Origin of the sequence: Streptomyces sp. CA2R106 (genome assembly GCF_037034245.1) — a bacterium.
Taxonomy (GTDB): Bacteria; Actinomycetota; Actinomycetes; order Streptomycetales; family Streptomycetaceae; genus Actinacidiphila.
Window position 1 is genome coordinate 23,696 of record NZ_JBAGKC010000034.1, and the last position, 25,689, is coordinate 49,384.

Below are 25,689 nucleotides of genomic sequence, written 5' to 3' on the forward strand. Positions count from 1 at the left end.
TGCTGGTGGCGGGGGGGGTCAGAGTTCGCCTCGGTCCCGGAGGTAGGCGGCGTAAAGGGTGGCGACGAGGGAGTCACGGGTGCCGGGGACGCGGCGGGCGTCAAGGGCCCCGTCACGGCGGCCGTGGGCGCAGACGGGGAACGGCTTGCCGAGCGGCGGCACGAACAGTTCGTAGAGGCCGTGGGGGGTGGCGACGCGCACGGATGCGGCGTCGGCGGCGGCGTTCCAGCCGTAGGCGCGGCGGTCGGCGGCGAGCCAGTCCGCGAGGTGGTGGTAGATCGCGCGGGCCTGCATGATGTCGGCCTGGCGGCCGGTGGCGGCCCGGGTGGCGGGCACGCATCCGCATCCGGCGGGCTGGGCGGGGTGTTGCGGGCGGGCGGGGGCGAGTGCCTGGGGGCCGGTGCCCTTGGTCTGCTCGATGTAGGCGGCGACGTCGGCGGGGCCCGTGAGGATCAGCGGGCGGCCTACCTCGGGGGTGACGGTCCATGAGCCATCGGCGTTGGACTCGACCCGGCGGAGAGGCCCGGTGACGACGAGCTCGAACAGTTCGACGGCGGCGGCGGCTTCGGGCTGGGCCCGGCGGCTGGTGGTGTGCATGGTGCGGGTCTCCTGGTGTGTAGGGGTCTCGGGGCCGGGGGTGCCGTCCCGGCCGTGGGGGCCGGGGGCGGCGCGGTGGCCGCCCCCGGGTGGCGGGCCCGTTCGGGGCCCGCCGTGGGGTCACTCGGCGCTGTCGGGCTCGTAGTCCTCGTCATCGCGGACGGCGGTCTCAATGGGGCTCGGCTGGTAGTCGAGTCCGGGGGCCGTGATCCAGGTGAGCCATTGGGTGGCGGCGGCGCGCCGGGCCTGGTCCTGGGAGTCCTCGCCGGTCCGCCATACGGTCCGGTTGGCGTACGTCTCGTACGCGGCGGCGACGATCGCGAACGTGATGCGCACGGCGTCCTTGGGCTGGGTCCAGCGCTTTTCCAGGTCCGCGCGGGTGGTGTAGGTGGTGGCGCCGATCACGGACGACAGGTCGTCGGCGCGGGAGTCGAACAGTTTCGCGCCGATGCCGGATGCCATCGCCCGCGCGACGACCTGCGCCATGAGGTCGGCCATCGCCCGGGGCAGGCTGCGGCGTGTGATCAGTTCGGCGAGCCATTCGCGGCGGAGCTGCTGGGCGGTGTCCCAGTCCAGGTTTCCGGCGATCCGGCGGCGCCGTGCGGCGGCGGATTCCCGCTTGATGGTGCCCCCGTTGGGGTCCAGCACGGTGTGCCCGAAGAAGGGGGCGTTCGCGCAGAACTCGGCGTAGGCCGTGGCTCCCTGCCGCAGGACCCACACCGCGCCCTGGCACTGCGTCGCGTGCTGGGAGGTGTCGCCCGCGATCTGGTAAAGGGGCGCGGCCTTAGGGCCAAGCTCGGCCTCTGCCAGCATCCGGGCTCCGGCGGCCCGCAGTTCCTCGCGCTGGGCGTCCAGTTCCTCGCGCTGGTCCAGCTCGGTCATGGTCCGGCGGACCAGCCAACTCACGCTCTGCCGGGGGCGGTCGGCCAGTTCGGCGGCGACCTGCGCGGCGGCCTCGGCGTCGCGGGCCTCCAGGTCCGCGAGCGCGGTCGCGGTTTCGAGGGTGAGGGCCCCGGCGGTGTCCTCGACCGCGCGGACGGCCTGCGATCCCATCGCGCGCAGGGTGGCCTTGACGCGTTTCTGCGTGGTCCCGGCGGCGGCCGCGAGGCGCTTGATGCCTGCTCCGGCCTCGGCGGCGGAGAACAGGGCGGCCGCTTCCTCCCGCTCGCTGAGTCCGGCCCGGTGCTTGGCCGTGGTCACCATGTCCAGGTAGGTTCCGGCGTCGTCGCGCTCGTCCTCCTCGTAGGGAACGTGGGTGAGCCCGGCGGCCTCGGCGCCGAAGTAGCGGCGGTGCCCGTCGACGATCTGCCGCGTGCCGTCCTCCAGTACCCGGACCTTGATCGGCACCCGGCACCCGTCGGGGGTGGCGAAGCTCGCGACGAATCCGGGGTTGATGTCGAGTTCGTCGCGGGGGTTGTCGGGGTGCGGGGTCAGCAGGCTGAGCCGGATCACAGGCCGGTGGGTCACGGGGACCTCGGCGAGCCCTGCGGCCTGGGCGGCGGCCAGTCGGCGCAGCCCGTCGGCGACCAGAGTTCCGGCCGAGGTGATGACGACGAGCAGGGGGTCACTGACCCCGTTGTCGGCGATGTCGGCGACCAGCGGGGCGTCCGGGTACGGCAGGGTGTTGCCCGGGTGGGCGGTGAGCTGGTCGACGGGCAGCGTCGGCCATGCGGCGCGCGCGGTCTGAACAGCGGTCATGGTGGTGTTCCTCGTGTAGGGAGGTGCCGCCCGGCCGGGCGGCCGGGCGGTGTTCGGGAGGCGGTGCCAACCCCTCCCGAACAGTCTCTATTTAACCATGTTTTGGGGGGCGTGGAGGTCGTTTTGCGTGGTCCGAACGGGTGAAACCTGCTGGTCGGGGCGGTGTTTGGGGGTGGGGGTTTTCGTCATGCTGGTGTGGCGGGGTGATGCCCGCGCCGACGCGGAGCGACCTCACCGGCGGTCGGAGCGCGCGGCAGCAGGTGCTCCCCGCCCGCCCGGGACGGGGCTCGGGGTCGCCTGTCGCGCGTGCATCCGTGACGGCGGGGGTACGGTGGCCCGCCCCGTGTGTGGTGCCGGTCGGCGGCGCTGCGGTGCGCGGCTCCCCTCCCCTCCCCGCTGCCTGGTCTACGAGCACAACAGCGAGAGGGCCGGCCGGTGTGCGGCCAGCCATGTAAACCCCGGCGAGAACCCGCCCACCCGATGATCTGAGGAGTGCGCTCGGGGGGTGCGGGGGTGGGTGAGGCGGCTGACGGTGGTGGAGGGTGCGCGTAGTCTGGGGGCCTAGGCCAGGAGCACCGGAGGGGCGATGACCGCACAGCCGTATGAGCACCCGCGGGGGCCGATAGACCGTCCGCGGACGGTCGGCGCTATCAAGGCGGCGCTCCCGGACACGCTGGCGAAGCAGTTTCAGGCGGCGATCGAAGCGGCCGACCCGGCGGACCTGTTCACGCTGGTCGCGACGTGGGCCGCGGTCGCGCAGACCGCTGGTGACCCGGAGCTGGACACGGCGGCCGCCGCGGTGCGCGCCGGCGTGGAGCCGGTGTTCGAGCTGGGCGAGGTCTTTCCGGCCCTGGCGGACCCGAGGTGAGCTCTGAGCGGTATCGGGTGGCGTTCACCGACGCGGCCCGGGCGGCGTTGCGCGAGCTGGACGGCGCGGAGCGGCTGCGGGGCATCGGGCCCGGTGCGTTGTCCCGCGAGTCACAGCGGGCGCTGCTGGCGGGTACTACGTTGGGGACGCTGCTGGAGGACCTGGAGGCCCTGGCCGGCGACCCGTACGGGGGTTTGACCCTGGCGCGTACGGCGGGGGCGGAGGATGACCGTACGGCGCTGTGCGGGGCGATGGCGGTGACGTACATGGTGTCGTCCGCTACGAAGCCGCCAGTGATCACGGTGACGGGCTTGAGGGCCCCCAAGCCGAGGTAGGGGACCGGGAAGTGCAAGCACTCAGGCAGCGGCCTGGATGATGCGGTCGATCGTCGTACGGGCCACTCCCGTCATCCGGTGGACGTACACCTTGTGCATGCCGCTGGCGACGGCCCAGCGCACTACAGAATCCCGGGGGAATGCGGCGTCTTCCGCCTGAAACCGGGCGAACACGATCTCCGCGATCCGCTCGGACCATCCGGCCTGCGTGCGCCATGGAAGGTCGTACGTCCATTCGGCGCTCAGCGTAGGCGGCTGCGGCGCGGTGAACTGCGGGAAGTGCCGCAGCGCGTCTTCCTCTGCCGGTCCCCAGGGGTAGCCCGGTTCCCACCACGCCGTACGGCTCAGCTTGGACAGTGCCTCGGCCCACGGTGCGATTTCCACGCGCGCCGCTTCCTGTCGGCCCGGCAGCTCGTCGCGGTCGCACACCAGGGTGCTGCGGGCTACCAGTTGCGGGCCGTCGAACAGCCACACATGCCCGCCGGGGTCACGGGACCATTCGCGGGGAGTGATCCTCGTTTCGATCACCGTGAACGGCGTGGTGACGGTGTGGATGCCGTCGGCCTGTGAATGCGGCGGAAAGCCCATCTCGGCCGCGGAATTGGGGTACATCACGCCTCCAGCCGCTACAGGTTTCAGGAAAACTGTAGCATCCCGCGCTACGCGATCACGCGGAATCTGTAGCACTGGTGGCGCGACTGGTGTGCATGCCGAGAGCGCCCAACTGCGGGCGGACGCCCACCCGCGGGTCCAGGAGCAGGCTCTGAGTCCCGCGGAATGGGGAGGGGTGGAGATTGCCCGCGTGCACAGGCTTCCTGGCCTGGTTGGGGATAGCCCCGCAGTGGCGGGGAGCACGGTCCGGAGCGGTGCAGGGGCTTCCGCGTCCGCGGAGAGGGTCTATGCGGCACAGATCCGGTACATCCCCGCAGTTGCGGGGAGCAACCCGGGGTTGGTTGGAACCACAACCCTGGATTTGGTTCATCCCCGCAGCCGCGGGGGAGCAGGCAGTAACCACGCCATGGTAGGCGGATTCGTAGGGTCCATCCCGCGGGCGCGGGGAGCAGGGTTGCTTGGGCTAGTTCGGCGCCTTGCAGTAGGGCTCATCCCCGCGAAGGCTGGGCCTAGTTGAGAAGACGTTAACGCATGGCAGGCGGCCGGGGGAAGTGAATGGGTGGGTCTGTCCAGGGGAGCGGGTGGTGATTGGTGGCGGTCGGATGGTGGTTGAGGCGGTAGACAGGGGTATGCGCCGTTTGTTGTTGCTGGGTCTGGTGTCGCTGGTCGTGCTGTCCGGGTGTGCGGTGGTGCACGGCCGGTCTCGTGTGCCTGGTGGTGAGGGGCCTGCGGTTCCTGGTCGGGCTGCGGTGCCGGCGGTGACGTTGAGTCCGCCTCGGGTCGTCGTGCAGTTGGCGGTCGTGGGCCGTGGTGGAGCGGAGTCCGTGCCGCGGCCGCGGCGGTCGCCGCTCGCCCGGCCGCAGCATGCTCCGGCTACCGGCGGCCTGCGGCCGGGGACGCCGGCTGATCGACGGAGCCGGGCGAAAGCGGGTCGCCGAGTCGGCGCGTCGGTCGACGGGGCGGCGCTGTGTCGGGCGGGAGTTGCCGGCGGGCAGATCCCCGCGAGCTTGGCCGGGGCCTGCCGCAGCGTCATGCCCTGATCTCGGTGGCCCGGGGGACCTCGGCCTGTACCCGTGAGTCCGGGGGGAGCGGTGCTCGAGGTACGCCGGCCTGGGCGCGGCGCGGGTGCCGAGCGCCTTCCTGGGGCCGGCGTTCCTCGAGCGCCCGGCCCGTAGAGGGTGTGCTCCCGACCGTCCGCCGCCCGGGGCCTCAGACGGTGAGGCACGGTGGAGCGCCGCCGTCAGGGGGTCAGTCGGTGGCGGGAAAGCTGATCTCGATGTCGTGGCCGGCCGCCAGGTCCTCAGCCATCCGCACGCCGGAACCGCCCGCCGACCTCAGGCTCAGCCCCGCGGACCGGAGCGAGTCGAGTAGGGCGGGGGCCTCGTTCTGCACATCGAGGCTGTCTCCGTACGCGCGTAGGGCCACCCGCCCGCCGCTCAGGAACGCGAGCGACCAGTCACCCCGGCTGCCCTGCCACACGGGCGTGAGAGCTGCTCGGGCCGTGCTCTCCACATCCCGGAGGTTGAGCAGGGCGAACACACGGGCGCGGGACGCGGCGCCCTCGCAAGCGCGGACGAGGGATTCACGGTGTCCGCGCGGCGCCGCGGCGTCCTCGCCGCGCCCCTCTTGGTCGGCGTCTGCGAGCACCGCCGCGAGTTCAGTTTGGAGCTGGCGTTCCGCGTCGCGGACAGCGCGGATGTCCGCCGCTACGTACTCCAACCGCGTCAGGGCCGTGGCGTCCTCCGGGCCCCGCGTGCGCTCACGGAGCGCCTGTTCCAGCAGCAATTTCATCGCTACTCCGGGCTGGGCGCGGTCGGGAACCTCGGGCATGGTGACCTCCCTATCGGGGGCGGCACATCGCCGCCCTTCCGTATGAACCATACTGTATGGCCCATACGATACGTGTGGTGTACTTGCCGCCTCGCGGCCGCCCGCCGCGCTGGGAGATAAAGGATCTCCTTTTAAGGCTAGTATCTTCACCATGGAGAAGATCACGGTCTGGATTACCGCTTCTCAGGCGGGTCGATTGTCATTGTTGGACCGGAAGCGGCGAATTGAGGAGGCTGCGACTATCCACGATCTTGTCAACCGGGGGATGGACCGGCGTACGGCGAGGTTGGAGGTGGCACGGATGCGGCCGGGGGCCTGGCCGAGCCTGTCGGTGGTGGTCTGCGCTGCGGTGCGCCGACGGCTGGCGGACCCCGATCTGGTAGGGCCTTGGGCGCCGTTGACGGAGGAAGAAGCAGGGCGCATGACGCTGGCCGGCCGGTGGCCTGGACCCCGGAGCGAAGTCCGATTGCAGCAGCGGAACTACATGTTTCCGGACGATTTGGCGAGCGCGCTGCGCACCGCCTCATGGCGGGTTTCGGAGCGGCCCTTGCGTGAGCTGGAGTCACGCGGCCTGGTGGGCGCGAGCCTGCGGTTGAGCCCTGACCAGGTACGACAGCGGGACGACCTGGCCCTCCAGTTGTTTTCGCCGGCCCGGATCGTCCGCGAGGCGCTGGAAGCCTACGGGCCGCAGGCGCAGAAATAAAAAGGATCTCCTTTTAGGGAAGGTTTTTCAGCTGCAATGGTGCACCGCTTTGACACGAATTGATGATGTGGCTTGAATTCCGTCGTTGGCGCGGGCTAAGAATGCTAGCGTTGGTTTTGTTCGATCGATAGGGACGGGAGGCCGGTTGTGGGTACGGAGACGGACTCTGATCGGGTGGAGCGGGGTAGGCCGCAGGGGTACACGGGCGGGGTGCCGGTGTATGGCTGGGGCGGGGCGCCGGCGTACTTGCGGACCAAGACGCAGCTGGGGCAGCAGCGGCTGAAACTGGCGGACGGGCAGGCGCCGTTGGCGTACCTGTGGACGCGCAAGCTCGGCGAAGTGCCCCTCTATGACCCTGCCGCGGCGGTGAAGATGCGCGCGCTGCCGGCATCGGCCAAGGCGAAGATGGAGCGGCGGCGGACCTGCACGGAGTGTGGTCAGGTGCGGGCGGTGATCCTGCATGGGCGGCCCTGCCAGGTGTGCCTGGACCGGGCGAGGCGGGAGCGGGAGCGGTTGACGGCGCGGACTTGTGCGGGCTGCGGTGCGGTGCGTGAGCGGCCGTACCCGGCGGAGCACAGGCGGTGCCGGGACTGCCGTAGCGCGCAGGTGCAGACCAAGCGGGAACGGGTCGCGGCGTGGCTGGACGAGGTGACGGTGTGTCGTGAGGACGGCTGTGTGGTGCGGGTGGTGACGCTGAAAGCGGCGCGGGCCTACCTGGCGGAGCGCGCCTTCCTGCTGCGGCCGGAGCGTCCGGACCTGCCGGACGCGGGCTTGTGGGCGCCGAGTCCGCGGCGGTGCCCGCCGCACGCCGAGGCGCACGAGCGCGAGAGCGAACGGCGGCGCGCGGAGAACCAGGCCCAGCGCGAGCGCGAGCGGGAAGAGCGCCGGGCGGCGGAGAGGGAGGCGGCCCGTGCTCGGGTGCAGTGGGCGGCGGATGTGCTGGCAGACCCTGCGGTGGTGGTGCTCGACACCGAGACGACGGGACTGCACGACACCGCGTGCGTGGTCGAGCTGGCCGTACTGACGGCTGCGGGCGAAGTGGTGCTGGACACCCTGGTGAATCCCGGCGTGTCCGTCCCGGCGGCGGCGACCGACGTGCACGGCATCACCGATGCGATGGTGCGCGATGCGCCGCGTTTCGCTGAGGTGCTGCCCGCGTTGACGGCGGCGCTGGCCGGGCGGCGGGTGCTGATCTACAACGCCCCGTATGACAAGGGCGTGCTGCGCTGGGAGCTGACCCGGCATTACGAAGCGCTCGGCGACCCGGCGCCGGCGGAGTCCGCGGCGGCCTGGCTCGCCGGGCTCGACGTGGACGACGTGATGGTCCCGTACAGCGACTGGGCGGGGGAGTGGGACGACTACTGGGGCACCAACCGGTGGCAGCCGCTCGACGGAGACCATCGCGCGCTCGGCGACTGCCGGGCGGTACTTCGACGGCTTGCTGAGATGGGTGCGGACGTCGCCGCGCCGGTCAGCTGACGGAAGGGGCGACCACTGTGGTGCAGATCAGGGTCATGACCGATGACCGGGAACGCGGCGAGGAGGTGGTGGAGGTGCTGTTGCCGTTGCTGCGGTCGTGCACCGCGTTGCGCGTCGGCGAGCCTACCCGGCTCCGCCACCGCGGCGGCGGGCTCCGCCTGGTCCTCGACGTCCAGCCGGACACTACGGCGTATGCGGTGCGGGTCGATCGGGAGGATGGTGTGGGCAGTTCGCCGGCGGGTCGGGATGGGCCCGGGGGGAGGCGGGCGCTACCTCCGCGGTAGTGGGCGGCGCGCGGGGTTCTTGTGCCGGTCGTACAGCTCGTGTCCGATGGCTGCCGCCAGGGCCTCGGCGGCGGTCATGGCGGCCATGGTGATGAGCCATACCGTGCAGCGTGCCGTGTGGCCATCCACGAGCGTGGATAGCAGGCCGGCCACCGTCAGGGCGACCGCGGCCGCGGCAGCGCCACACGCTGTCAGAACGCACAAATATCGGCTGGTGTGCACGGGGGGATGCTCCTGTGTGGCAGCGGAGGTTCAAGCGGCGAGCACGGTATGTACGCGGTCGATGAAGTCCCGGGCGGCCGGGGTGGTGCGGTGCTTACTGAGGCGTTCGGCGAGGGAGAGCAGGGGCGCGGTGGTGCGGTGCGAGCTGATCACCTCGGTGAGGTCCAGCGCGGTGCCGGCGGTGGCGCACGCGCGCTCTAGCTCGCCCTGTGCGTACTGGGCGTCTGCCATACGGGACAGGTAGACGGCGTGGGTGCGGACGGTGGTCGGGCCGAACAGTTCGTCGGCGGCCGTGAACGCGGTTTCGGCGCGGTCGTGCTGGCCCATGTCGCGGTGGCTGGACGCGCGGGCGCCGAGGATTTCGGCGCGGTCGAACCAGTACGCCCACTGGGGCGCTTCGTCGCCCTGCTCGTCGGCGCGGGCGAGGAGGGTTTCCGCGGCGTCGAAATCGTCCCAGCACCGGGCGTCGCCGAGGTGGGCGCGGGCGCGGCCGCGCCGACTGTGCATCATCGCTTCGACGCGGGGACTGGTGCGGCCGCGGACGGCGGCGAGTGCTGCGGTGGCCATGTCGTCGGCGTCGTGCAACCTGCCAGTGTTGTAGGCGGAGACGCACCAGAACGCCAGGACATTGGCGCCGAGGGCGTCGTCTCCGGCGACGCGGGCCGCGCGCAACGCGGTCAGAAACGTGCCGTCGGCGCAGTCGCCCCGGGTGTCGAACAGGGCGGCGGCACGCTGGCGGGCGAGGTCGGCGGCCGCCGCGTACAGGCGGGCGCCGTGCGCGTCGGTGTAGGTGCGCTGGTTGATGATCCCATTGACCAGGGCAAGGGCGCTGGACGCCTCCGCGAGGACGGTACCGCCCCCGTCTTCGTCGTCCCGCTCCCGGAGCTCCTGGGCGCGGGCCTCCAGCTTGGCAACGCCGGTCTCTCCGATGCGCTGACCGGTGGTGAGCTGCCCGGCGGCCACCGGATCGGCCGTGAGCCAGTTCAACAGGGCGGCGGTCAGGGTGCCGCCGGAGATCAGTACGAGTTCCCGTCGCGTGACGCCCATGGCACCCCTTGTGAGTTCGGTGAGGGACTGGGAGGCGCCGAGAAGCGTCCAGGGCCGGGGAGTTGGCCTCTGGGCAGGGTCCTCGGACAACCACTCTGGCCATGGTCGCTCATCGACCGCCGTAGGCGGAATACCAAGCAGATCGGCGATCACCCGTTGAGTGGGCCGGTCCGGCTCGCGGCCGTGTTCCCAGTGCCAGACCCCTTCGCGGCGGGTCTGGAGCGGGTGGCCACATTCGCGGCTGCGGACACGTAGGCGGTCGGCCGCCTCTTCGAGGGTCCAGCCGCGTACCTTCCGGGCGCGTGTCAGCAGGTGGCCGAGGTGATTCCCGGCCGGGGGGCGGTGTCGTGACGCCATTGGCACCTCCGCTTTGCGCACGCCTGGACACGGGCGGTGGCCGCACTCTACGGCGGGTGGCAGCCGGGGCGGTAGCGGCTTCGGTGTTGCTCTTTGTTTCTCCTCGTAGAAACAGAGAGCAACGCCGCCATCACTTACGGCAGCGTGCGGCGGGCGTCCAACGTTGATCCCCCGGCCGCCGCGCCCGGCACCCTTCACGGGCTGTCCGTCCGTACGGCTCGGCGTGCCCTGACCCTGCACCCGCCCCCGGAAGTGAGGCCCTGACGTGCAGTTCCGAAAACTCCACGGAGCCGGCAACGACTTCGTGTTACTCACCGACGCCGGACTGTCCCACGCCTGGCGGACGGAGGCGCCGCGGCTGTGCGAGCGGCGTACCGGCGTCGGCGCTGACGGCCTGGTGTTGAGCACGCTGGTCGACAAGGACCCGGCCCCCGTGCTGGAAGTGATCTGCATCAACGCGGACGGCTCGTTGGCGTCCATGTGCGGCAACGCGCTGCGCTGCGTCGCCTGGGCGGCGGCGGCCGACCACGGGTTCACCGCCATGACGCTGATGATGGCCGGCGTCTCCCATGAGGCGACCGTGAGCGGGAACCACGTCTCGGTCACCGCGGAGGCCGGCGAGGTCGAGCCGGAACGGGTCGAGACCTGGTGGCAGGAAACGCGGCTGCGCTTCGACGCCGTGAACACCGGCACCGAACACGTGGTCGCCCTGGTGGACGACGTGGACGCCGTCGACGTCGACCGGCTCGGCCCGCTGGTGCGCCATCACGACGCGCTCGCCCCGGTGGGGACGAACGTGAACTTCGTTCACCCGGTGGACGCGCACGCGTTGCGCATCCGCACCTATGAGCGCGGGGTGGAGGCCGAGACGCTGTCGTGCGGCTCGGGGGCGGTGGCTGCGGCGGTGACCGCGTCCCGCCGCGGAGTGGTCGCCCCGGGCCCGGTGACCGTGCACAACCGGGCCGGCACGCCTCTGACCGTCACCCCCAACGGCGAGCGGCCCGGGTCGTACTGGGTGGCTGGCCCGGTCGCCCCGTCGTTCCGCGGAGAACTGGAGTTGCTGTGACCACGACGTTCATCGACGCCGGCGACCGCGAGACGGTCAACCGGCAGATCACGACCCTGCGCAAGTGGGACACCCGGGGCCTGCGGGTGGTGGTGGCGTACGGCGGCCTGTCGGCCGAGGACCGGTTGTACCTCGACAAGAGCCCCGTAGAGCAGTTGTCCGTGACGGCGCTGCGCGAGTCCCTGGCCGGCCTGGGCGCTGAGGTGGAGGTGGTGGACCCGTGCGCGCCCGGGTTCATCAAGCGTCTGGCGGGGGCCGGGGTGGTGCTGTCCAACCTGCACGGCCCGTTCGGCGAGGACGGCCGGCTTCAAGGGCTCCTCGACTTCCTGCGGGTGCCGTACTGCGGCAGCAGCGTGGCGGCGTGCTCGCTGGCCGCGGACAAGATCCTGTGCAAGGAGTACATGCGCGGGCTCGGGGTGCCCACCCCGGCATGGCGGGAGTGGACGGGCGGGCCGCCCCTCGCCTGGGACGGCCCGGTGATGGTCAAGCCGCCGCTCGGCGGGTCCAGCGTCGGCATGAGCCTGGTGGACAGCCCCGGCGACTTCGCCCGCGCGCTCGCGGAAGCTGCGGGAACCGACCCGTCCCCCTCCCCCCGGGTCCTGGTGGAACAGATCGTCACGGGCACGCCGGTGACGGTCGGCATGCTGGAGCTGCCCGGCGGGGTGGTCGTCTTCCCGCCGCTGGCGACCGAGGTTCACGCCGGGACGTGGTACGACGCGGAATCCAAGCTCGACGCGGCCGGCGAGGGCACCGTGTCCGTGTCCGCGGCGGAGCTACCGGCGCAGACGGTCAGCACGCTGACCGAGCACGCGCGCACGATGTGGGAGCGGCTGGACTGCCGCGGTATGGCGCGGGTTGACTTCATGGTGGAGCCGGACGGGAACGCGTTCGCGCTGGAGGTCAACCCGACGCCGGGCATGTCGGTGGGCTCGAACTTCGCCGCCGGCGCCGAACTAGTCGGGGTCAGCCACGCCGACGCGGTCCGCGCCGTCCTGCGCGAGGCGGTCACCCGGCGCACATACGATGTGCCTCTGAGCCCCGATCCGCTGCTCACCGCCGCGGTGAGCGAGCGCTAGGAGTCTGCCTCGTGCCGTGTCTGCACCCCGTCCCGATGTGCCGTCAGCTCATCGCCCCGCAGGAGTGGGAGCGCGACGGGGGCGCCGAACTCGGCGACCGGATCGAGTGGTCCAACCGGGCGTGCGGCATGGCGGACCTGCGGATGATCCTGCTGGCCTACGGCAAGCCGGCGCCGACTGTGACGGAGCTGGTGCGGCTCGGCGTCGACCGCGGAGCGCTCACCGAACGGGGCTGGCTACATGCCGGCCTGGCGGAGGTCGCCGAACAGCTCGGCGTGCCCGGCCGCGCGGAGCCGGTGCCGGCCGGCGAACTCCTCGACCGGCTGACCGTGGCGCCGCTGATCGTCTCCGTGACCGAGAAGTTCCCGCAGGACGGGCGCCGCGGTGGTCACCTCGTCGTCCTCCGCGGCTTCACCGACCCGGGCGCCGGCCCGGCCGGGCCGGCGGTCTTCATCCGTGACCCGTCCGCGTGGGGCCAGGAACACGATCGCGTGCCCCTGGACCGGCTGACGGCCTCCTACACCGGCCGGGCCATCACCTTCCCCGCCCTGCACCCGTGATCCGCCCCCGCTAAACGGCCGGGCCTCCTGCGGCCTGGCCGTACGGCACCCCCTTGCCCTCTCCCGCCTCGTCCGCCCCTTTCACCCTCTGAGGAGATCCGTTGATTCCCCTGACCTTGCAGGAGATCGCCGACGCGACCGGCGGCCGTGTGGCCGGCGTAGACCCTGGCGCGCTCGTATCCGGCCCGCTGTCCTTCGACTCCCGGAACGTCCACCCGGGCGGCCTGTTCGCCTGCCTGCCCGGCACCCGTACGGACGGGCACGACTTCGCCGCGGCCGCCGTGTCGGACGGCGCGGTTGCCGTGCTCGCGTCCTCGCCGGTGACGGTGCCGGCCGTCTACGTCCAGGACGTGACCGCCGCGCTCGGCGACATCGCCCGCGCAGTCGCCGACCGGTACCGCGGCCTCGTGCTGGCGCTGACCGGCTCGGCCGGGAAGACCAGCACGAAAGACCTGCTGCTGTCGGTCCTCCAACTCGCCGGGCCCACGGTCGCCAACGTCCGCAGCTTCAACAACGAGATCGGGTTCCCCTCGACCGTGCTGCGCACCGAGGAGAGCACGCGGTACCTGGTCCTCGAAATGGGCGCGCGTGGAAAGGGGCACATCACCTACCTGACCGGCATCGCCCGGCCCAAGATCAGCGCGGTACTGAACGTGGGCACGGCCCACCTGGGCGAGTTCGGCAGCCGCGAGGGCATCGCCGAGGCGAAAGCGGAGATCGTGGCCGCGCTCCCGCCGGCCAGTGAGGGCGGTGTGGCGGTCCTCAACGGTGATGACGAGTTGGTGCGGGCCATGGCCGACAAGACGGCGGCCAAGGTGGTGTTCTTCGGCACCGGGCCGGACTGCGACGTACGCGCCGAGGACATCACCCTGAGCGGCGCCGGGCGGCTCTCCTTCACCCTGCACGCCGACGGGCACGCCGCGCCGGTCAGTCCCGACGTATTCGGCCACCACCACGTCACCAACGCGTTGGCGGCCGCCGCGCTCGCCCTGGCGGCCGGCGTGCCCTTCGAGACGGTGGCCCGGGGTCTGGACGGGGCCCGGATCGTCTCCGGCGCCCGGATGGAGGTCACCGACCGACCCGACGGGGTGACCGTCGTCAACGACGCGTTCAACGCCTCCCCGGAGGCGACGCGGGCCGCGCTCGACAGCCTCGCGCACCTCGCCGGCGGGCGGCCCGTCGTCGCGGTCCTGGGCGAGATGATGGAGCTGGGCGACCGGGCCGAGGAGATTCACCGGGAGGTGGGCGCGCTCGCCGCGGCCCGCAGCGTCGGCCGGCTGATCACCGTGGGCGGCCCGAACGCGGCGGCCATGGCGGCCGCGGCTGGCGAGGCGGGCGTGAGCGCGGTGGACAACGTCGCCGACCGGGCGGACGTGCTGCCGCTCCTCGACGGCCCTTTGCCCCCCAAGGCCGTGGTCCTGGTAAAGGGCGCGCACTCCCTCGCCCTGGACGAGATCGCCTCGACCCTCGCCACCCGGGAGTGACGCCGTGGAGACTTCGGAAGTCGTCGCCCTGGCCGAACAGGCGTGCCGGCAGGCCCGGTTACCGGCCGCCGGTATCGAGCCGATCCGGCTGCGTGACAACCTGATGTTGCGCGCCGCCGGCGGGACCGTGATCCGCGTTCACCCGCCCGGCACGTACGGGGTTGCCGTGCGCGAGCTGCGGGCGGCGGACTGGATGCGCTCGCACCGCATCCCCACGGCCGAACCCCTGGTGCCCGATCCGGTGATGGCCGGTGGCCGGCCGGTGACCTTCTGGGAGGACCTGGGCGAGCAGGTGCCGGCCGAGTCGGCGCACACCGCCCGTGCGCTGCTGCGGCTGCACTCCGCCCGCGTCCCGGGACACCTCGACCTGCCCCGCTTCACTCTGCCGGACTACCCCAAGCGCATTCGGGAGGCGCAGACCTCCGACAGCGCGCGGCGCTGGCTCACCCGGCATGCCGAACAGCTCGTCGGCCGCTGGGAGGCGGTGCAGTGGCCGGATGAGTGGTGCGTGATCCACGCGGACCCGAGTCCGCACAACACGATGCGCACCGCTGAGGGCACCTACCTGGTGGACCTGGAAGGGGTCGCGGTCGGGCCGCGGCAGTGGGATCAAGCGACCATCGCATTCCAGAGCGACACCTTGGCCGAACCGCCGTCCTATTGGGAGGAGTTCCGCGACGCCTACGGCACGGACGTGACGGCTTGGGACGGGTACGCCCTGATCAGGGACATACGTAGCCTGGGACTCGCGCTGTTCGCGCTGCGGCATGCGGACGCCAGCGAGCACGCCCGATCACAGGCGGACTACCGGTTGGCCTGCCTGATGGGCGAACACGGCGAACGCCCCTGGAAGTGGGTCGCGCCGTAGCTCCGGCAGGGCCTCGACCGCAGGATGCCCCCGGCGTTGACGCCGGGGGCATCCTGTTGCCCGGAGCGGTGAGGGCCCTTTGACGGGTCCAGGGCCCTCACCTGGTGTGGAGACCGCTCAGGGGGCAGGGATAGTGGTGCTCCAGGTCCCGCGGCGCAGGTGGAGTGTGCCGCCCGGGTCGATTTCTACGCTGGCGCTGTGGGCTGGAAGTTGGCCGTCGGAGAGCCAGTCGTGCCGGATGGCGTCGAGCTGGTCCCAGAGCTGGCGGGGACCGGTCTGGTGCACGGTCGGGGGTTCGCCTCGTCGGCCGGTGGCGCGGGCCCACGATCCATCTGCGTGCACCATGACGGCGGTTCGAATGCCTTTTTCGTCTTCGTCATAGCCCTGGTGGACGCCCGGCACGGCGAGGGCGTAGGCGGTCATCAGCTCCCATGCCTCTTTGACCTGCACCACGGGGTAGCGGCCGGTGGTGACCGTCTCGCCCTCGGCGGTCCAGGCGTGCCGGGTGCTGGGCGGGGGCGGGTAGTCCTCGGCGTGCCGGGTCCGCATGAACCCGGCACGCTCCGGGGTGACCTGCCCGCGGGCGCCGCCGTCCGGCTGTACGTCGGCGGCGACCACCAGACCGGTGCCAGCGAGGTTGGTGACTAGCCGGCCGCCGGGGCGGAGCGCAGACAGCCACGACGCGGGGATGCCGGGGAGGCCGACGGTGGAGACGATGCGGTCGTACGTGCCGGGCAGGGGCCCGGTGATGTCGCACACGGCCAGGGTGGGGCGGTGGCCGATCGCGTCCAGCCGCGTGCGGGCCGTGTCGACCAGGTACGGGTCGACGTCGACGGACGTCACCCGCTCGTCGCCGAGGCGGGCGGCGAGTAGGGCGGTTCCGTATCCGGTGCCGGTGACGCACAGCACGTCGGACGTGTCCGTGATCATGGAGTGCTGGTACATGGACACCACGAGCGTGGGCAGGGTGCTGCTGGAGGTGGGCAGGCCCTCGGGGTGGTCGCCGGCGGTGGCCCGGTCGGCGTGCAGCGGGCCGACGCGGGTCACCAGCGTACGGTCCGTGTACGCGGCGCTCATCCAGCGCGCCGGGTCACTGCCGCCGTCCCGGAGCGTCCAGCCGCACGCGGGCAGGTAGCGCCACCAGTGGGGCACGAGCAGGTGCCGCGGGGTGGTCGCGATCGGTCGGGACCAGCGTGAGGACGGGTGGACGACGCGCCCGGACAGCGCGGCCGCGTGGAATTTCCAGGTCATCGGGTCAGCCTCTCAGTCGTCGTAGGCCGGGGCGCATGCCTCGGACTCGGCCGGCGCGCAGTCGGACCCGTCCTGGTCCGGGTTGCAGGCGGTCGCCGTGTAGGCGAGCTGACGGATGGCCCCGATCCCGGGCGAGGGCTGGCACGAGTCCTCGCGCGGGGTACAGGAGTCGGGCACGCACGCCTCTCCGACCATGTGGGGTCCGCACCCGTCATGATTGGGCGTGCACTCGTGCATCGGCGAGCAGTCGTCCCCCGGGGTGCACTCACCCACCGGGTGGCACTCGTCGCCCCGGTGGGCGGCGGTGCGGCGCGGCCGCGGGATCGCGGCGGCGAGGGTGGCCCATGCCGGGCTGGAGACGATCTCCGCGAGCGGGGTGGTGAGGACGTTGCCGGCGGTCATCATGCCGCCGGACATCACGCAGCCGGCCACCGACCCGTCGGGCAGGACGGCGGCGCGGCCGTTGGCGCAGTGTCCGCACAGCTCGGTGATCTGGTGGGCGTCCTGGGTGCCGGCGCCGCGGCCGATCTCCCGCAGCCGGTCGGTGCGGATGTGCTGCACGCCGAGTGCGCGCAGCTCGGCCATGGCCTCGGTGACACGTTGACCGGGGCGGACGTGGACGGTGCCGGCGCGCAGCGGGATGCGGTACGCGAGGGCGCGTTCGATGTTTGCCTTCGTCTTCGCGTAGCTGGCGCGGTGCTTGGTGATCTGCTCGTGTTCCTCGGCGGTGTCCGAGTAGTAGGAGGTGGCCAAGGTGACGCCGCGTTGCCGCAGCACCGGCCACAGCACCGCGCGGATGTGGATCAGGTTGGAGAACACCTCGACGGCCATCCCGTGGTCGACGGCGCGGTTGATCAGGTCCGCGATGTCGGGGTGAAGGGTGGGTTCCCCGCCGATGAACTGCACTTGGCGGACTCCGACAGCGGCGGCCTGGTCCAGGAGGGACAGCCAGTCGGCGCGGGTCATCGCGCCGTGGGTGCCCTGCGGGCTGCTGCCGTTGTAGCAGTGGGTGCACGCGGCTTGGCAGGCGCGGGTGATGTCCAGTGCGAGGTGCTGCAACAGGTCGGCGCCGGCGGCGGTTTCGGCGGGGCGGTCGAGTATCACGGTCATGTTGTGCGGGGCCTTTCGGTCGGGTGTGACCGCCCGGCCGTCGGCCGGGCGGAGTTCAAGGGGTCAGGCGCGGGCGGCGTGGGGCGGCCTGGCGATGTAGACGAGCAGAAGGTCATTGAGATTGAGACGGAGCGGTGGGGGCGTGGCCTCCTCGGGGCCGTGCCCGGCGAGATGGATGATCCGCTCGCCCCACCCCCCGCCGCCCCTGCGCATGTCCGCGATCCGCAGCGGACGGCCGTACACCTGCACCCACTGCCCGCGCTGGAGCGCAGACAGGGGACGGCGCACTACGAGCTGTGGCGCGGCGGAGTCGCGCGCCTCTGTGGGGGGTTCGTAGGGGCGCTGGCGTACGGTCTGGACCTGAACCCGCATCTCGGGGTACCGATCGGTGACAGCGCGGACGGCACGGCGGCGGGCCTCCGCAGCGTCCGCGGCAGCGGTCACGATGTGCTCGGTACGAGCCCGCTGAGGCGCTGTCACCCTGAGCGTGACCGTGTAGACGATCACGACTCGGGCTCCGGGTCGGCGCCGCGGAAGCGGTATCGGGGTGCGGTGGAGGGGGCGGTCAGGGCCGCGAGTGCGGAGCGGATGCGCTGGGTCTCCTGCTGGTGGGCGAACTCGGCGATCTGGCCGGGGATGACGAACTGCACGTCCAGCCGCGCCGGATGGGCCAGCGCGGGCGGCAGGGTGGCAGGGTCGGGGACCGTGCCGGCGTCCCACACCATCGCCAGGGCCTCGGGCAGGATGTCCGCCACCGCCGGGGTGTAGTCGCACACCAACAGGTCACGGGCGGTGTTCGTCAGGCCGGTCTGGTCCACCAGCGTGCGCCGCTGGGCCGCGTGGGGCGCCTCGCCCGGGAGGATGTTCCCGCCGGGGAGTTGCCACAGCCCCCCGTTGTCGGGATGGCAGACGAGTAGCACCGCCCCGCGGGGGGTGCGTAAGAGGCTGAACGCCTGGTGCTCCATGGGTCTCCAATTCGGGCTGCATGTGGGTGCCGTGTCCCCGCCGACCGCCGTCGGCGGGGACACGGCTTCCCGGACCGCCGTCGCCGCCTGGTGGGGCGGCGGCCATCCCCATGGCGCGGCCGGGTCATCCCGCTCCGCCAGGCTCATGGCCGGCAGCGGAACGGGGAGTCATCTCTCCGGGCCACGGCTCGGAGGGGTGATCAGGCGACGGGTCGGCTCAAGATGTCGAGGTCGAAGTCTGCGACCAACCGAGCGTGATCAGTCACCGAGCTCACCTCGGGTCCGGTATCCACCCTCACGCTGACCAGTGCCGATGCCACGTCAGGAGTGCCGTACATGCGGTCGATACGTTGCGGCGGCCCCTGGTCGCGGCGGGTGAGGCTGGCAGTAGGCGTCAGCGCGTTCGGTTGGCCGAGGTCATCGGCGGCGCGCCGGGCCAAATCGACGAACCGGCCGGGGCCGGGGAAGTGCGTGCCGGTCAGGATCTCGTCCGGCACGGTGTCCGGGACCCGCCGCCCGCCCCGCTCGATGGTGCGGTGTTCGAAGTGAACGGAGTCCGCGATCACCTGTAGGTCGGGCAGCGGCTCGCGAGGGCTCGGCGTGGGGTAGCTGTTGGCGTCCATCCCGACAAGCACTGACTGGCCGTGATCTGCCAGGTCGGTGATTCCGCGCGTCTCGGTGGCCCGGGTGAGCGGGTCGTTGTGGCACAGGTGCCCGGACACGAGCCGCAGGACGCGTTCCGTGCCGAGCAATCGCACCGTCACCACGCACACGGGTTTCCAGCCCTGGCCGTGCTCCTCATCGGCCAGTACCTCGAAAAGGTCCGGGTCTACCATCACCCCGACGGGACGCTGACCACGAGCCGGCTGCGGGAGGCACATGAACGCCCTCAGGCCAAGGAAGTTGGCTGCGGCGTGCAGTCCCCGATACCCGCCGAGATGAGCCCCCGGCAATTCCTGGCGAAAAACGATGTTCGGCTTGATATCGGCTAGTTGGTCCCATGCGGCTTGGCGGATCGCGCCGGTCCGCCCGTTGTCTTTGACATTCCAGGACACCGCACGCATTAAGGGCATGCTCATCTCCGATTCGTGGTGTTGTCTGTCGTGGTCGTGGAGGCTGCCGCCTCCCCCTTCTCCGCGGGGGAGAGGAGAAAGGGGGAGGCGGCCCTCCCGGGCCGTCCGCAGGGGTTTGACGGGCCGGGAACTTGAGGGGCGCCGTCTATGGGGCCGGAGCTGTGATCGTCGCGGCGATTTCGGCGTCAAGGTCGACCACAGTGGTGCGGTGCAGTGACCGTCCCAGCTGGCCGGCTACGACCCACCGCATGTGAGGGTCGCCGACCTGGACGAATGCCTTGGTCGGCAGCATCACGGCGCCGGTCCTGTCCGGCACGTACACGGTGCCGTGCACGCCGGCGACGGATGAGGCCGCCGAGCGGACCGCGGTGTAAGCGGCACCGCCCACCTCGGGGCAGTGGTGCCGCGCGAGGTGTGCGCACGGGGGGCATACCGGCGGGTGCGTGGTAATGGCGCCCTCCGGCCATCCCTCCCATGCGTCGAATTCCTCGCGGATCAGCCAGAGGGGCCCCCGCTCGTCGGCGGGCGGCACTCGCCCGCAGACCTGGCAGAGCAGCCCCTGCATCGCGGCGCGCTGGCGCTGCGGATGAATGACGGCAAACTGCGGGTGTCCCTTGCCGGGGGCCTCGTGGTGCGAGGCCCACAGAACCCTCCCGAGCCGGTCGGCCGGGGTCTCATCGGCGAACCGCACGCCTAGGAGCGGGTGGAGCTCCACCTCTCGGGCTCGGCGCAGTTCCCCGCTCCATGCCGTGATCACTGGCACCACCCCGAAGGTGCCCCCGCGCGTCATGCGTGCACCAGCGTCGCGGCTGCGGCGTCCGCACGGTGGGATGCCTGCGTGAGCAGTAGCAGTAGGCAGACCCGAAATTCGATCAACGCATCGAGAAGTTCCCGCGATCGCACCGCGCTGCCCGCCGTGACGGCCGCAGCCGGGGCACCGACCGGCGGACGCAGACGAGAGCGCACGGTGACGGCTCCCCACAGGTCGTGTACGAGCTGTTCCGCCTCGGCCTGCTCCGATGCCGTCGTCCAGTGCTGGATCAGTACCGTGGCCTGCCTGATCGTCAGGTCCAGCGGCACGCCCGTCAGGTCGGCGCCCAGCTCGATTGCCCGGCGTATCACCTCCTCGCGCAGCGGCCCGTCGACGAGCGGCCGGCTGGCTTCCGCGGCGGTGATGGACAGCCCGGGATAGAGGACCTCGTCAGTCATTCAGCATGCTCTCTGTGTCGTGACCTGTTGTGATCCACGGACGACGTAGACGCCCGTGGCCGTGCCGTCGTGCCCGAGAACGGGTTCCATCAGCGCGTCGAGCCACGCCCGCAGGCCGGCTTCGTGGTGCTCAGGCCACGACGTCGGTGGAAGTGAGCGCGCGATGCTGCCCTTGCGGCGGGCCGCTCTGTCACGTGCAGCGGCCGCCAGTTGGTCCATCCGCACCACGCACAGGGCGCACGCCGTCAGCGGCAGGGATTCCGTGGGGCTGCACCACTCGCCGACCTCGGCGACCAGCGCTGTCCACTCGCACCGCCAGCAGGCGCCCGACCGCCACGTATAGCCGCTGAGCAGCTGTTGGGGCGTCACCGGAGCGGTGCCAGCAGGTAACGGGCCCACACCGCCGTACCGCACGCGGCGGGGTCTTCCATCGGTCCGTGCCCCCAGTCTTCGGCCAGCGCCTCCACCAAGAACAGACCGCGGCCACGTTCGGAGTCCTCACCAGCAGCCACCGCTCTGGGCAGCGGCATGTAGGGCGTTTGATCCGCCACTGTCACCACGAAGATGGTCGACCGCAGGTCCAGGCACACGCGGATTCGTCCCGCGGTGCCGTGCTGCACAGCGTTCGTCACCAGCTCCGTCGCGATCAGGGACAGGTCCTCGCGCGCGGCATCGTGCACCCCCCACTCGGCCAGCACGAGCCGCATCTCGCCGCGTACGAGGGCCGCGGCCTCCGGCGTCCGTGCGGCCTCCAATCTGGCGGAGGCGGCCGCCAGTGCGGGGTGACCCTGTCCACGGGGCACGGGGGCACAGGGGTGGGGCTGTGGGCGAATCCGTCCGGCGGGCAGTGCTCGCATTGCCGGCCTCCTCAGTGCGCAACCTGCGTGGCCGCGCCTAGCGCGGGTCAGATGTCGGGTACAGGGGAAGCGGGCAATGCCGGAACGGCACACGCGGGCGCGGAGCCCAACGCCAGCGCTAACGACATGTGCACTCCACCCGCTCAGGCGGCTGCCGATCACCTACTGATGACTGCCCCGCTACGCCGAGTATCGAATGGGCACTAGAATGACCCCTAGCGCACTTGTAGCGCAAGTGCGGCGCAATAAATATGCGTTCGCTCGGCAGTCAGTCTCACGGCCAGATTGGGGCGTCCATGTGTGCAGCACGTCCGCGCGATGCGGCAGACTGGCAGGCAGCAAGTGCGCAGCCGCGGGCGGCGCGGAGAGGAGGGCGACGGCGCGTGACACCACGACCCACCGGACCTACGGTGAACCGCCGGAACCTCGGAGCGGAGTTGCGGCGGCTCAGGGTGTCCGCTGGCCTGAAGGCCGAGGACGTCGCCCGGCACCTGGGATGCTCGGCGACCCGGATCAGCCGCCTCGAATCCGCTCACCCCAGTGCGGCCCTCAAAGCGGACGACATCCGGCGCCTGGGCGAGTTGTTCCAGATCAGCGATGGTCAGATCGCGATGCTGCTCGACATGCTGACCACCAGCCAGAAAATCGGATGGTGGGAGGCATACAGCGACGTCATGCCCAGCGGGCTCAAAGTGCTGGTGGGGCTGGAGTCGGACGCGCAGGCCGAACGGGCGTGGGAACCGCTGCTGGTCCATGGCCTGCTACAGACCGCCGACTACGCCCGCGCGGTCCTGTCGGGGTGGGGTAGTCACCGGCCCGGAGATGTCGCCGACCTGGTGGAGGTCAGGGAGCGCCGGCAGGAGTCCCTGACCCGCGTCGATGACCCGTTGGAGCTGTGGGTGGTCCTGGACGAGGGCGTGGTCAGGCGCCCGATCGGCGGCCGCGGCACCATGCACGCCCAGGTCACGCACCTGATCGAGATGTCCGAGCAGGCGAATGTGCATCTCCAGATCCTCCCCACCTCCAAGGGGGCGCATCCGGGCCTTGGGGGCTCGCTCGCCATTTTGGAGTTCGCTGAGGACCAGCCCGTGGTCTACCTGGAGACGACCGCAGGAAACCTCTACCTCGAAAAACGGCCCGATGTACGGACGTTCACGGGCATGTACCAAACGCTGGGGGCCATGGCGCTCCCAGTGGATGACACCACGGCGTTCCTCAAGAGCGTCGCAAAGGAGATGTGATGGACAGCACCAGCACCCACCTCGCTAACGCGGAGTGGTTCAAGGCGACAGCCTCCGGCGGCAACGGCGGCTGCCTCGAAGCCGCGTTTCTGCCGGATGGACAGATCGCGCTGCGCGATAACGAGAACCTCGACAACCCCCCGTTTGTCGTCAGCCGGCACGTCTGGGCGTGCTTCATCGACGGCGTACAGAAGGGGGAGTTCACGCCGCGAACCCCCTAAGGCGCACCACGTCCCGTGGCTCAACGGTGTATCGCCGATGTGAGAGGCGGGTGTGTCATCCAAAGCAGAGGGCCGGCCCCGTTCGGGGCCGGCCCTCTGCTTTGGGTACTTTCGAGCGAGAGAGCTAGCTAGCGCTCTCGCTCGAAAGCGCGCACGCAGTGCGGGGTGCGCGGGGCTCGGGCTGCTACGCGGGGACGCGTACGCCTTCGTCCCTGCGGGCCTGCGGGGCGGTGCCCATCGTCTCCGCCGCTGTGTGCGGGGGGCGCGCGTCTGCGGCCGTCAGCCTGCGGAGTGGTGCGGGGATGGCTGCGGACGGCGCGGAACTCGGCGAGGACGCTGCGGCGTCCGGTTCGGCGTCGGCGCGGGCCGCGCGGAGCGGCTGCGACGCCTCGACTGCCTCGCCGGCGAGGCGCTGGCGGAAATCCCCGATCCAGCTACGGACGGTGCCGATGTGTACCGCCTCGCCGGTCGCCTGGTGCAGTTCGGTGGCGCTCGGCTCCGACCCGCTCTCGCGCACCGTGCGCCGGTACAGCTCCCAACCGGCTGCCTTTTCCGGCGACTTCCACTCGTCACCCGTGTGCGGCTCGACCTCGCCAGTCATCAGCGCGAGGATCTGGGCCTGAGCGGCCGTCAGTGCCGTCTCTGCGGCGCGTCGGTCCTCGGCGGCCTGACGGGCTGCCGCGCGCTCCTCCTGGGCCCGCGTAGCGGCTTCGGCGGCCTGCTCCTCTGCGGCCTGCCTCGCGGCTCTGAGCTGGTCGAGCTCGGTGGCCTGGCGCCGGTGCTCGGCAGCTACAGCGGCAGCCGCGTCCTGGAGCTGCCGGAGCTGCCCCGCGGCCTCCTCCGCGCGCTGCTCGGCTCGCCGACGTGCGTCCTCGGCGCCCCGCTGTGCGAGCGACGCGGCGCGGGCCTCCTCGACGCGGCGGCGGGCCTCGTCGGCTGCCTGCTGTCGAGCCGTCTCCGCCTCTCGTACGGCTCGCTCGGCGGCGTCCAGCGCCTCCGTGCTCGCTCCCGCATCCTCACGCAGCGTACGGGCCGCACGGTCCGCAGCGTCCCGCGCGTCCTCCGCTTCGCGCCGCGCGTCCTCCGCAGCCTGAGCCGCACGGTCCGCGGCGGCGGCTCGCTCCTCCGCGGCCTCCGTTTCCGCAACCGCACGCCCCCGCGCCTCCTCGGCTTCGCGCCGCGCGATCTCCGCAACGGCGGCCCGCTCCTCCGCGGCCCTCGTCTCGGCTGCCGCGCGGGCCCGCGCCTCCTCCGCCGCGCGCACTGCCTCCTGCCGCGCGTCCTCCGCTTCGCGCCGCGCGTCCTCCGCAGCCTGAGCCGACTTCTCCGCAACCGTGGCCCGCGCCCCCGCCTTGATCGCATCCGCGCTCGGCGTGATCGCCAAGTCCTCCAACAGCGTCAGCACTCCCATGGGGTTGGTCACGTCCATGCGGGCGAGGTCGCCGACGCGGCCGCGGGCCACCAGGTACCGCGCCATCGTGAGGGCGGCCGCAGTGTCCGTGGCGACACCGGCCGAGTCGATGGCGGACTGTGCCCGGGCCCGAAGCTGCTCGACGCGCTCGACAGCCTGCCCGCGCTCGCGGCGCTTCGTCTTCGGGTCCTGGGCGAGCTCGTCGCACCGGTCGAGCGCCTGCCCCAGCTCGTAGACCAGACCCGCGGCCCTGCGGATGCGGGCCTCGGCTGGTACCTGGCCATCCACACTGCCAGCGTCCAACCCGAACGCGGCGAAAATCCGCGCCCACCCGTGCAACCAACCCAGTTGCACGAGACGGACCGGGCCCGGCTTGGCCTCGGCCTCCTCGTCGCCGGCGTTGGCTTCCAACTTCTGGTCAAGGCCGTGTTCGACCAACCGCGCCGAAACGACCGGTACCGCGGCGAGCACCACCATGGAGATCCGCCCACCCGGGGCGTGCGCAGCGTTCATCGCGGCGGACGCGGCAACCAGGGTCCATGCCATCCGGCGTGTACGCCGCATCGACGGCGTCCACACCTTCGATTCAAGGGCCGCCCGGTAGAGCGACACGAAGCAAACCAGCTCGGCCACGTCGAAGATCGCGCAAAAGGCGATCCGCAGGGGCAAGGGAAGTTCGGCCGTGTCGCGGGCAAAGCCCCACAGCCCGTACAGGGACACGGCCATGCCGCACGCGCCCAGCATCGCGAGCGGGCCGGCGTCGGCGAGCGTCGACCGCACCGCGCGGCCGGTCTCGCGCTCGACCTGGCGCCGGCCGGCACGGGCACGGGCCCGGGCTCGCCACAGTGCAGCGGCCGCCTGGTGGACCGTGAGGTACACGAGTACGGCGCCGGTGACGAACACAGCGGCGGCACCCAGCGCAAGGGCCCACGGGGGCGCCTGGGTGATGTGGTGGAGGACGGTAGTCACCGGTCACCTCCCGGTGTGCCGATCAGGCCATTTACACGCAAGTTGGTGCGTCGGGTACCTCGGGAGGCCGTAACGTTGTCGTACATGGGGACTCGTCTCCTTGTGCAGGTGGCCCCGGATTTGGCTTGGTAGGCGGTCCGGGGCCGCTTCGTGTCTGGAACGCGAGAGGAAGCTAGGACGCTCGCTAGGGCTCTAGCGAGCAACCAAGCGCGCTTTCGAGCGAGAGTGCTAGCTAGCACTCTCGCTCGAAAGCGCGTGGTACTCGGCCTCGTACGCCGTCTTCAAGGCGTGCTCGA

25 protein-coding genes are annotated in these 25,689 nt (G+C 71.6%); 11 read left to right on the plus strand and 14 right to left on the minus strand.

The window, feature by feature from the left end; translation table 11 throughout:
* Positions 1 to 18: 18 nt before the first annotated feature.
* Together WA788_RS31175 and WA788_RS31180 are read right to left on the minus strand one after the other, a co-directional pair.
* Positions 19 to 597 carry a hypothetical protein gene (locus tag WA788_RS31175; RefSeq protein ID WP_335983107.1) on the minus strand — a complete coding sequence of 193 codons (579 nt, stop codon included), beginning with the start codon at positions 595 to 597 and terminating at the stop codon, positions 19 to 21.
* Positions 598 to 717: 120 nt separating this feature from the next.
* Entirely contained in the window at positions 718 to 2,295 is a 1,578-nt protein-coding gene (locus tag WA788_RS31180) for a ParB/RepB/Spo0J family partition protein (protein WP_335983110.1), read from the minus strand.
* A 586-nt stretch (positions 2,296 to 2,881) separates the two neighbouring features.
* On the opposite strand from WA788_RS31180, the gene WA788_RS31185 reads away from it, so the two are divergent.
* Positions 2,882 to 3,163, plus strand: coding sequence for a hypothetical protein (locus WA788_RS31185; protein ID WP_335983112.1), 282 nt, complete (start codon positions 2,882 to 2,884; stop codon positions 3,161 to 3,163).
* Positions 3,160 to 3,498 (plus strand): hypothetical protein, encoded by a 339-nt coding sequence (locus WA788_RS31190; RefSeq protein ID WP_335983114.1) that lies wholly within the window; start codon positions 3,160 to 3,162, stop codon positions 3,496 to 3,498. The genes WA788_RS31185 and WA788_RS31190 overlap by 4 nt, the downstream gene beginning before the upstream one ends.
* 21 nt (positions 3,499 to 3,519) lie before the next feature.
* On the opposite strand, the gene WA788_RS31195 is transcribed toward WA788_RS31190, so the two are convergent.
* Both WA788_RS31195 and WA788_RS31200 read right to left on the minus strand, forming a co-directional pair.
* Positions 3,520 to 4,110, minus strand: a complete 591-nt coding sequence (locus WA788_RS31195; RefSeq protein ID WP_335983116.1) for a hypothetical protein — start codon at positions 4,108 to 4,110, stop codon at positions 3,520 to 3,522.
* A gap of 1,248 nt (positions 4,111 to 5,358) precedes the next feature.
* Positions 5,359 to 5,940: a hypothetical protein gene (locus WA788_RS31200; RefSeq protein ID WP_335983118.1), complete on the minus strand. Its 582-nt coding sequence runs from the start codon at positions 5,938 to 5,940 to the stop codon at positions 5,359 to 5,361.
* A 151-nt stretch (positions 5,941 to 6,091) separates the two neighbouring features.
* Between WA788_RS31200 and WA788_RS31205 the strand changes: the two genes are divergently transcribed.
* Positions 6,092 to 6,643 (plus strand): hypothetical protein, encoded by a 552-nt coding sequence (locus tag WA788_RS31205; protein ID WP_335983120.1) that lies wholly within the window; start codon positions 6,092 to 6,094, stop codon positions 6,641 to 6,643.
* Between the two features lie 246 nt (positions 6,644 to 6,889).
* Positions 6,890 to 8,122, plus strand: coding sequence for a 3'-5' exonuclease (locus tag WA788_RS31210; RefSeq protein WP_335983122.1), 1,233 nt, complete (start codon positions 6,890 to 6,892; stop codon positions 8,120 to 8,122).
* Between the two features lie 536 nt (positions 8,123 to 8,658).
* On the opposite strand, the gene WA788_RS31215 is transcribed toward WA788_RS31210, so the two are convergent.
* On the minus strand, positions 8,659 to 9,675 hold the full coding sequence (locus WA788_RS31215; protein WP_335983124.1) for a transcriptional regulator: 1,017 nt from the start codon (positions 9,673 to 9,675) through the stop codon (positions 8,659 to 8,661).
* 622 nt (positions 9,676 to 10,297) lie between these two features.
* On the opposite strand from WA788_RS31215, the gene dapF reads away from it, so the two are divergent.
* The 5 genes from dapF to WA788_RS31240 all read left to right on the plus strand — a co-directional run bounded on the left by dapF (position 10,298) and on the right by WA788_RS31240 (position 15,086).
* Entirely contained in the window at positions 10,298 to 11,098 is an 801-nt protein-coding gene (gene dapF / locus WA788_RS31220; protein ID WP_335983126.1) for a diaminopimelate epimerase, read from the plus strand.
* A complete protein-coding gene (locus WA788_RS31225; RefSeq protein WP_335983128.1) occupies positions 11,095 to 12,174 on the plus strand; it encodes a D-alanine--D-alanine ligase family protein in 1,080 nt (359 codons plus the stop codon). Before dapF ends, WA788_RS31225 begins: the two co-directional genes overlap by 4 nt.
* A 35-nt stretch (positions 12,175 to 12,209) precedes the next feature.
* Entirely contained in the window at positions 12,210 to 12,734 is a 525-nt protein-coding gene (locus WA788_RS31230) for a papain-like cysteine protease family protein (RefSeq protein ID WP_335983131.1), read from the plus strand.
* 101 nt (positions 12,735 to 12,835) lie between these two features.
* Positions 12,836 to 14,218 (plus strand): UDP-N-acetylmuramoyl-tripeptide--D-alanyl-D-alanine ligase, encoded by a 1,383-nt coding sequence (locus tag WA788_RS31235; protein WP_335983134.1) that lies wholly within the window; start codon positions 12,836 to 12,838, stop codon positions 14,216 to 14,218.
* 4 nt (positions 14,219 to 14,222) lie between these two features.
* Positions 14,223 to 15,086 (plus strand): phosphotransferase family protein, encoded by an 864-nt coding sequence (locus WA788_RS31240; RefSeq protein WP_335983136.1) that lies wholly within the window; start codon positions 14,223 to 14,225, stop codon positions 15,084 to 15,086.
* A gap of 117 nt (positions 15,087 to 15,203) precedes the next feature.
* Here WA788_RS31240 and WA788_RS31245 read toward each other — a convergent pair whose 3' ends face one another.
* From WA788_RS31245 to WA788_RS31280, 8 genes are all read right to left on the minus strand, one after another.
* Positions 15,204 to 16,337: a methyltransferase domain-containing protein gene (locus WA788_RS31245; protein ID WP_335983138.1), complete on the minus strand. Its 1,134-nt coding sequence runs from the start codon at positions 16,335 to 16,337 to the stop codon at positions 15,204 to 15,206.
* Positions 16,338 to 16,349: 12 nt separating this feature from the next.
* A complete protein-coding gene (locus WA788_RS31250) occupies positions 16,350 to 17,447 on the minus strand; it encodes a radical SAM/SPASM domain-containing protein (protein ID WP_335983141.1) in 1,098 nt (365 codons plus the stop codon).
* A gap of 63 nt (positions 17,448 to 17,510) precedes the next feature.
* Positions 17,511 to 17,954 (minus strand): hypothetical protein, encoded by a 444-nt coding sequence (locus tag WA788_RS31255; protein WP_335983143.1) that lies wholly within the window; start codon positions 17,952 to 17,954, stop codon positions 17,511 to 17,513.
* Positions 17,951 to 18,412 (minus strand): NUDIX domain-containing protein, encoded by a 462-nt coding sequence (locus WA788_RS31260; RefSeq protein WP_335983145.1) that lies wholly within the window; start codon positions 18,410 to 18,412, stop codon positions 17,951 to 17,953. Before WA788_RS31260 ends, WA788_RS31255 begins: the two co-directional genes overlap by 4 nt.
* A gap of 200 nt (positions 18,413 to 18,612) precedes the next feature.
* Positions 18,613 to 19,491 (minus strand): endonuclease/exonuclease/phosphatase family protein, encoded by an 879-nt coding sequence (locus WA788_RS31265; RefSeq protein WP_335983147.1) that lies wholly within the window; start codon positions 19,489 to 19,491, stop codon positions 18,613 to 18,615.
* 139 nt (positions 19,492 to 19,630) lie between these two features.
* The gene (locus WA788_RS31270; protein ID WP_335983149.1) at positions 19,631 to 20,176 is read right to left on the minus strand and encodes a hypothetical protein; all 546 of its coding nucleotides are present in this window, start codon (positions 20,174 to 20,176) and stop codon (positions 19,631 to 19,633) included.
* 95 nt (positions 20,177 to 20,271) lie between these two features.
* Positions 20,272 to 20,694, minus strand: coding sequence for a hypothetical protein (locus WA788_RS31275; RefSeq protein WP_335983151.1), 423 nt, complete (start codon positions 20,692 to 20,694; stop codon positions 20,272 to 20,274).
* A 365-nt stretch (positions 20,695 to 21,059) separates the two neighbouring features.
* Positions 21,060 to 21,551: an ATP-binding protein gene (locus tag WA788_RS31280; RefSeq protein ID WP_335983153.1), complete on the minus strand. Its 492-nt coding sequence runs from the start codon at positions 21,549 to 21,551 to the stop codon at positions 21,060 to 21,062.
* 410 nt (positions 21,552 to 21,961) lie between these two features.
* Between WA788_RS31280 and WA788_RS31285 the strand changes: the two genes are divergently transcribed.
* Positions 21,962 to 22,792, plus strand: a complete 831-nt coding sequence (locus WA788_RS31285) for a helix-turn-helix domain-containing protein (RefSeq protein ID WP_335983155.1) — start codon at positions 21,962 to 21,964, stop codon at positions 22,790 to 22,792.
* A complete protein-coding gene (locus tag WA788_RS31290) occupies positions 22,792 to 23,013 on the plus strand; it encodes a DUF397 domain-containing protein (RefSeq protein WP_335983157.1) in 222 nt (73 codons plus the stop codon). Before WA788_RS31285 ends, WA788_RS31290 begins: the two co-directional genes overlap by 1 nt.
* A 184-nt stretch (positions 23,014 to 23,197) precedes the next feature.
* Here WA788_RS31290 and WA788_RS31295 read toward each other — a convergent pair whose 3' ends face one another.
* Positions 23,198 to 25,393 (minus strand): hypothetical protein, encoded by a 2,196-nt coding sequence (locus tag WA788_RS31295; protein WP_335983159.1) that lies wholly within the window; start codon positions 25,391 to 25,393, stop codon positions 23,198 to 23,200.
* Positions 25,394 to 25,689: the final 296 nt, after the last annotated feature.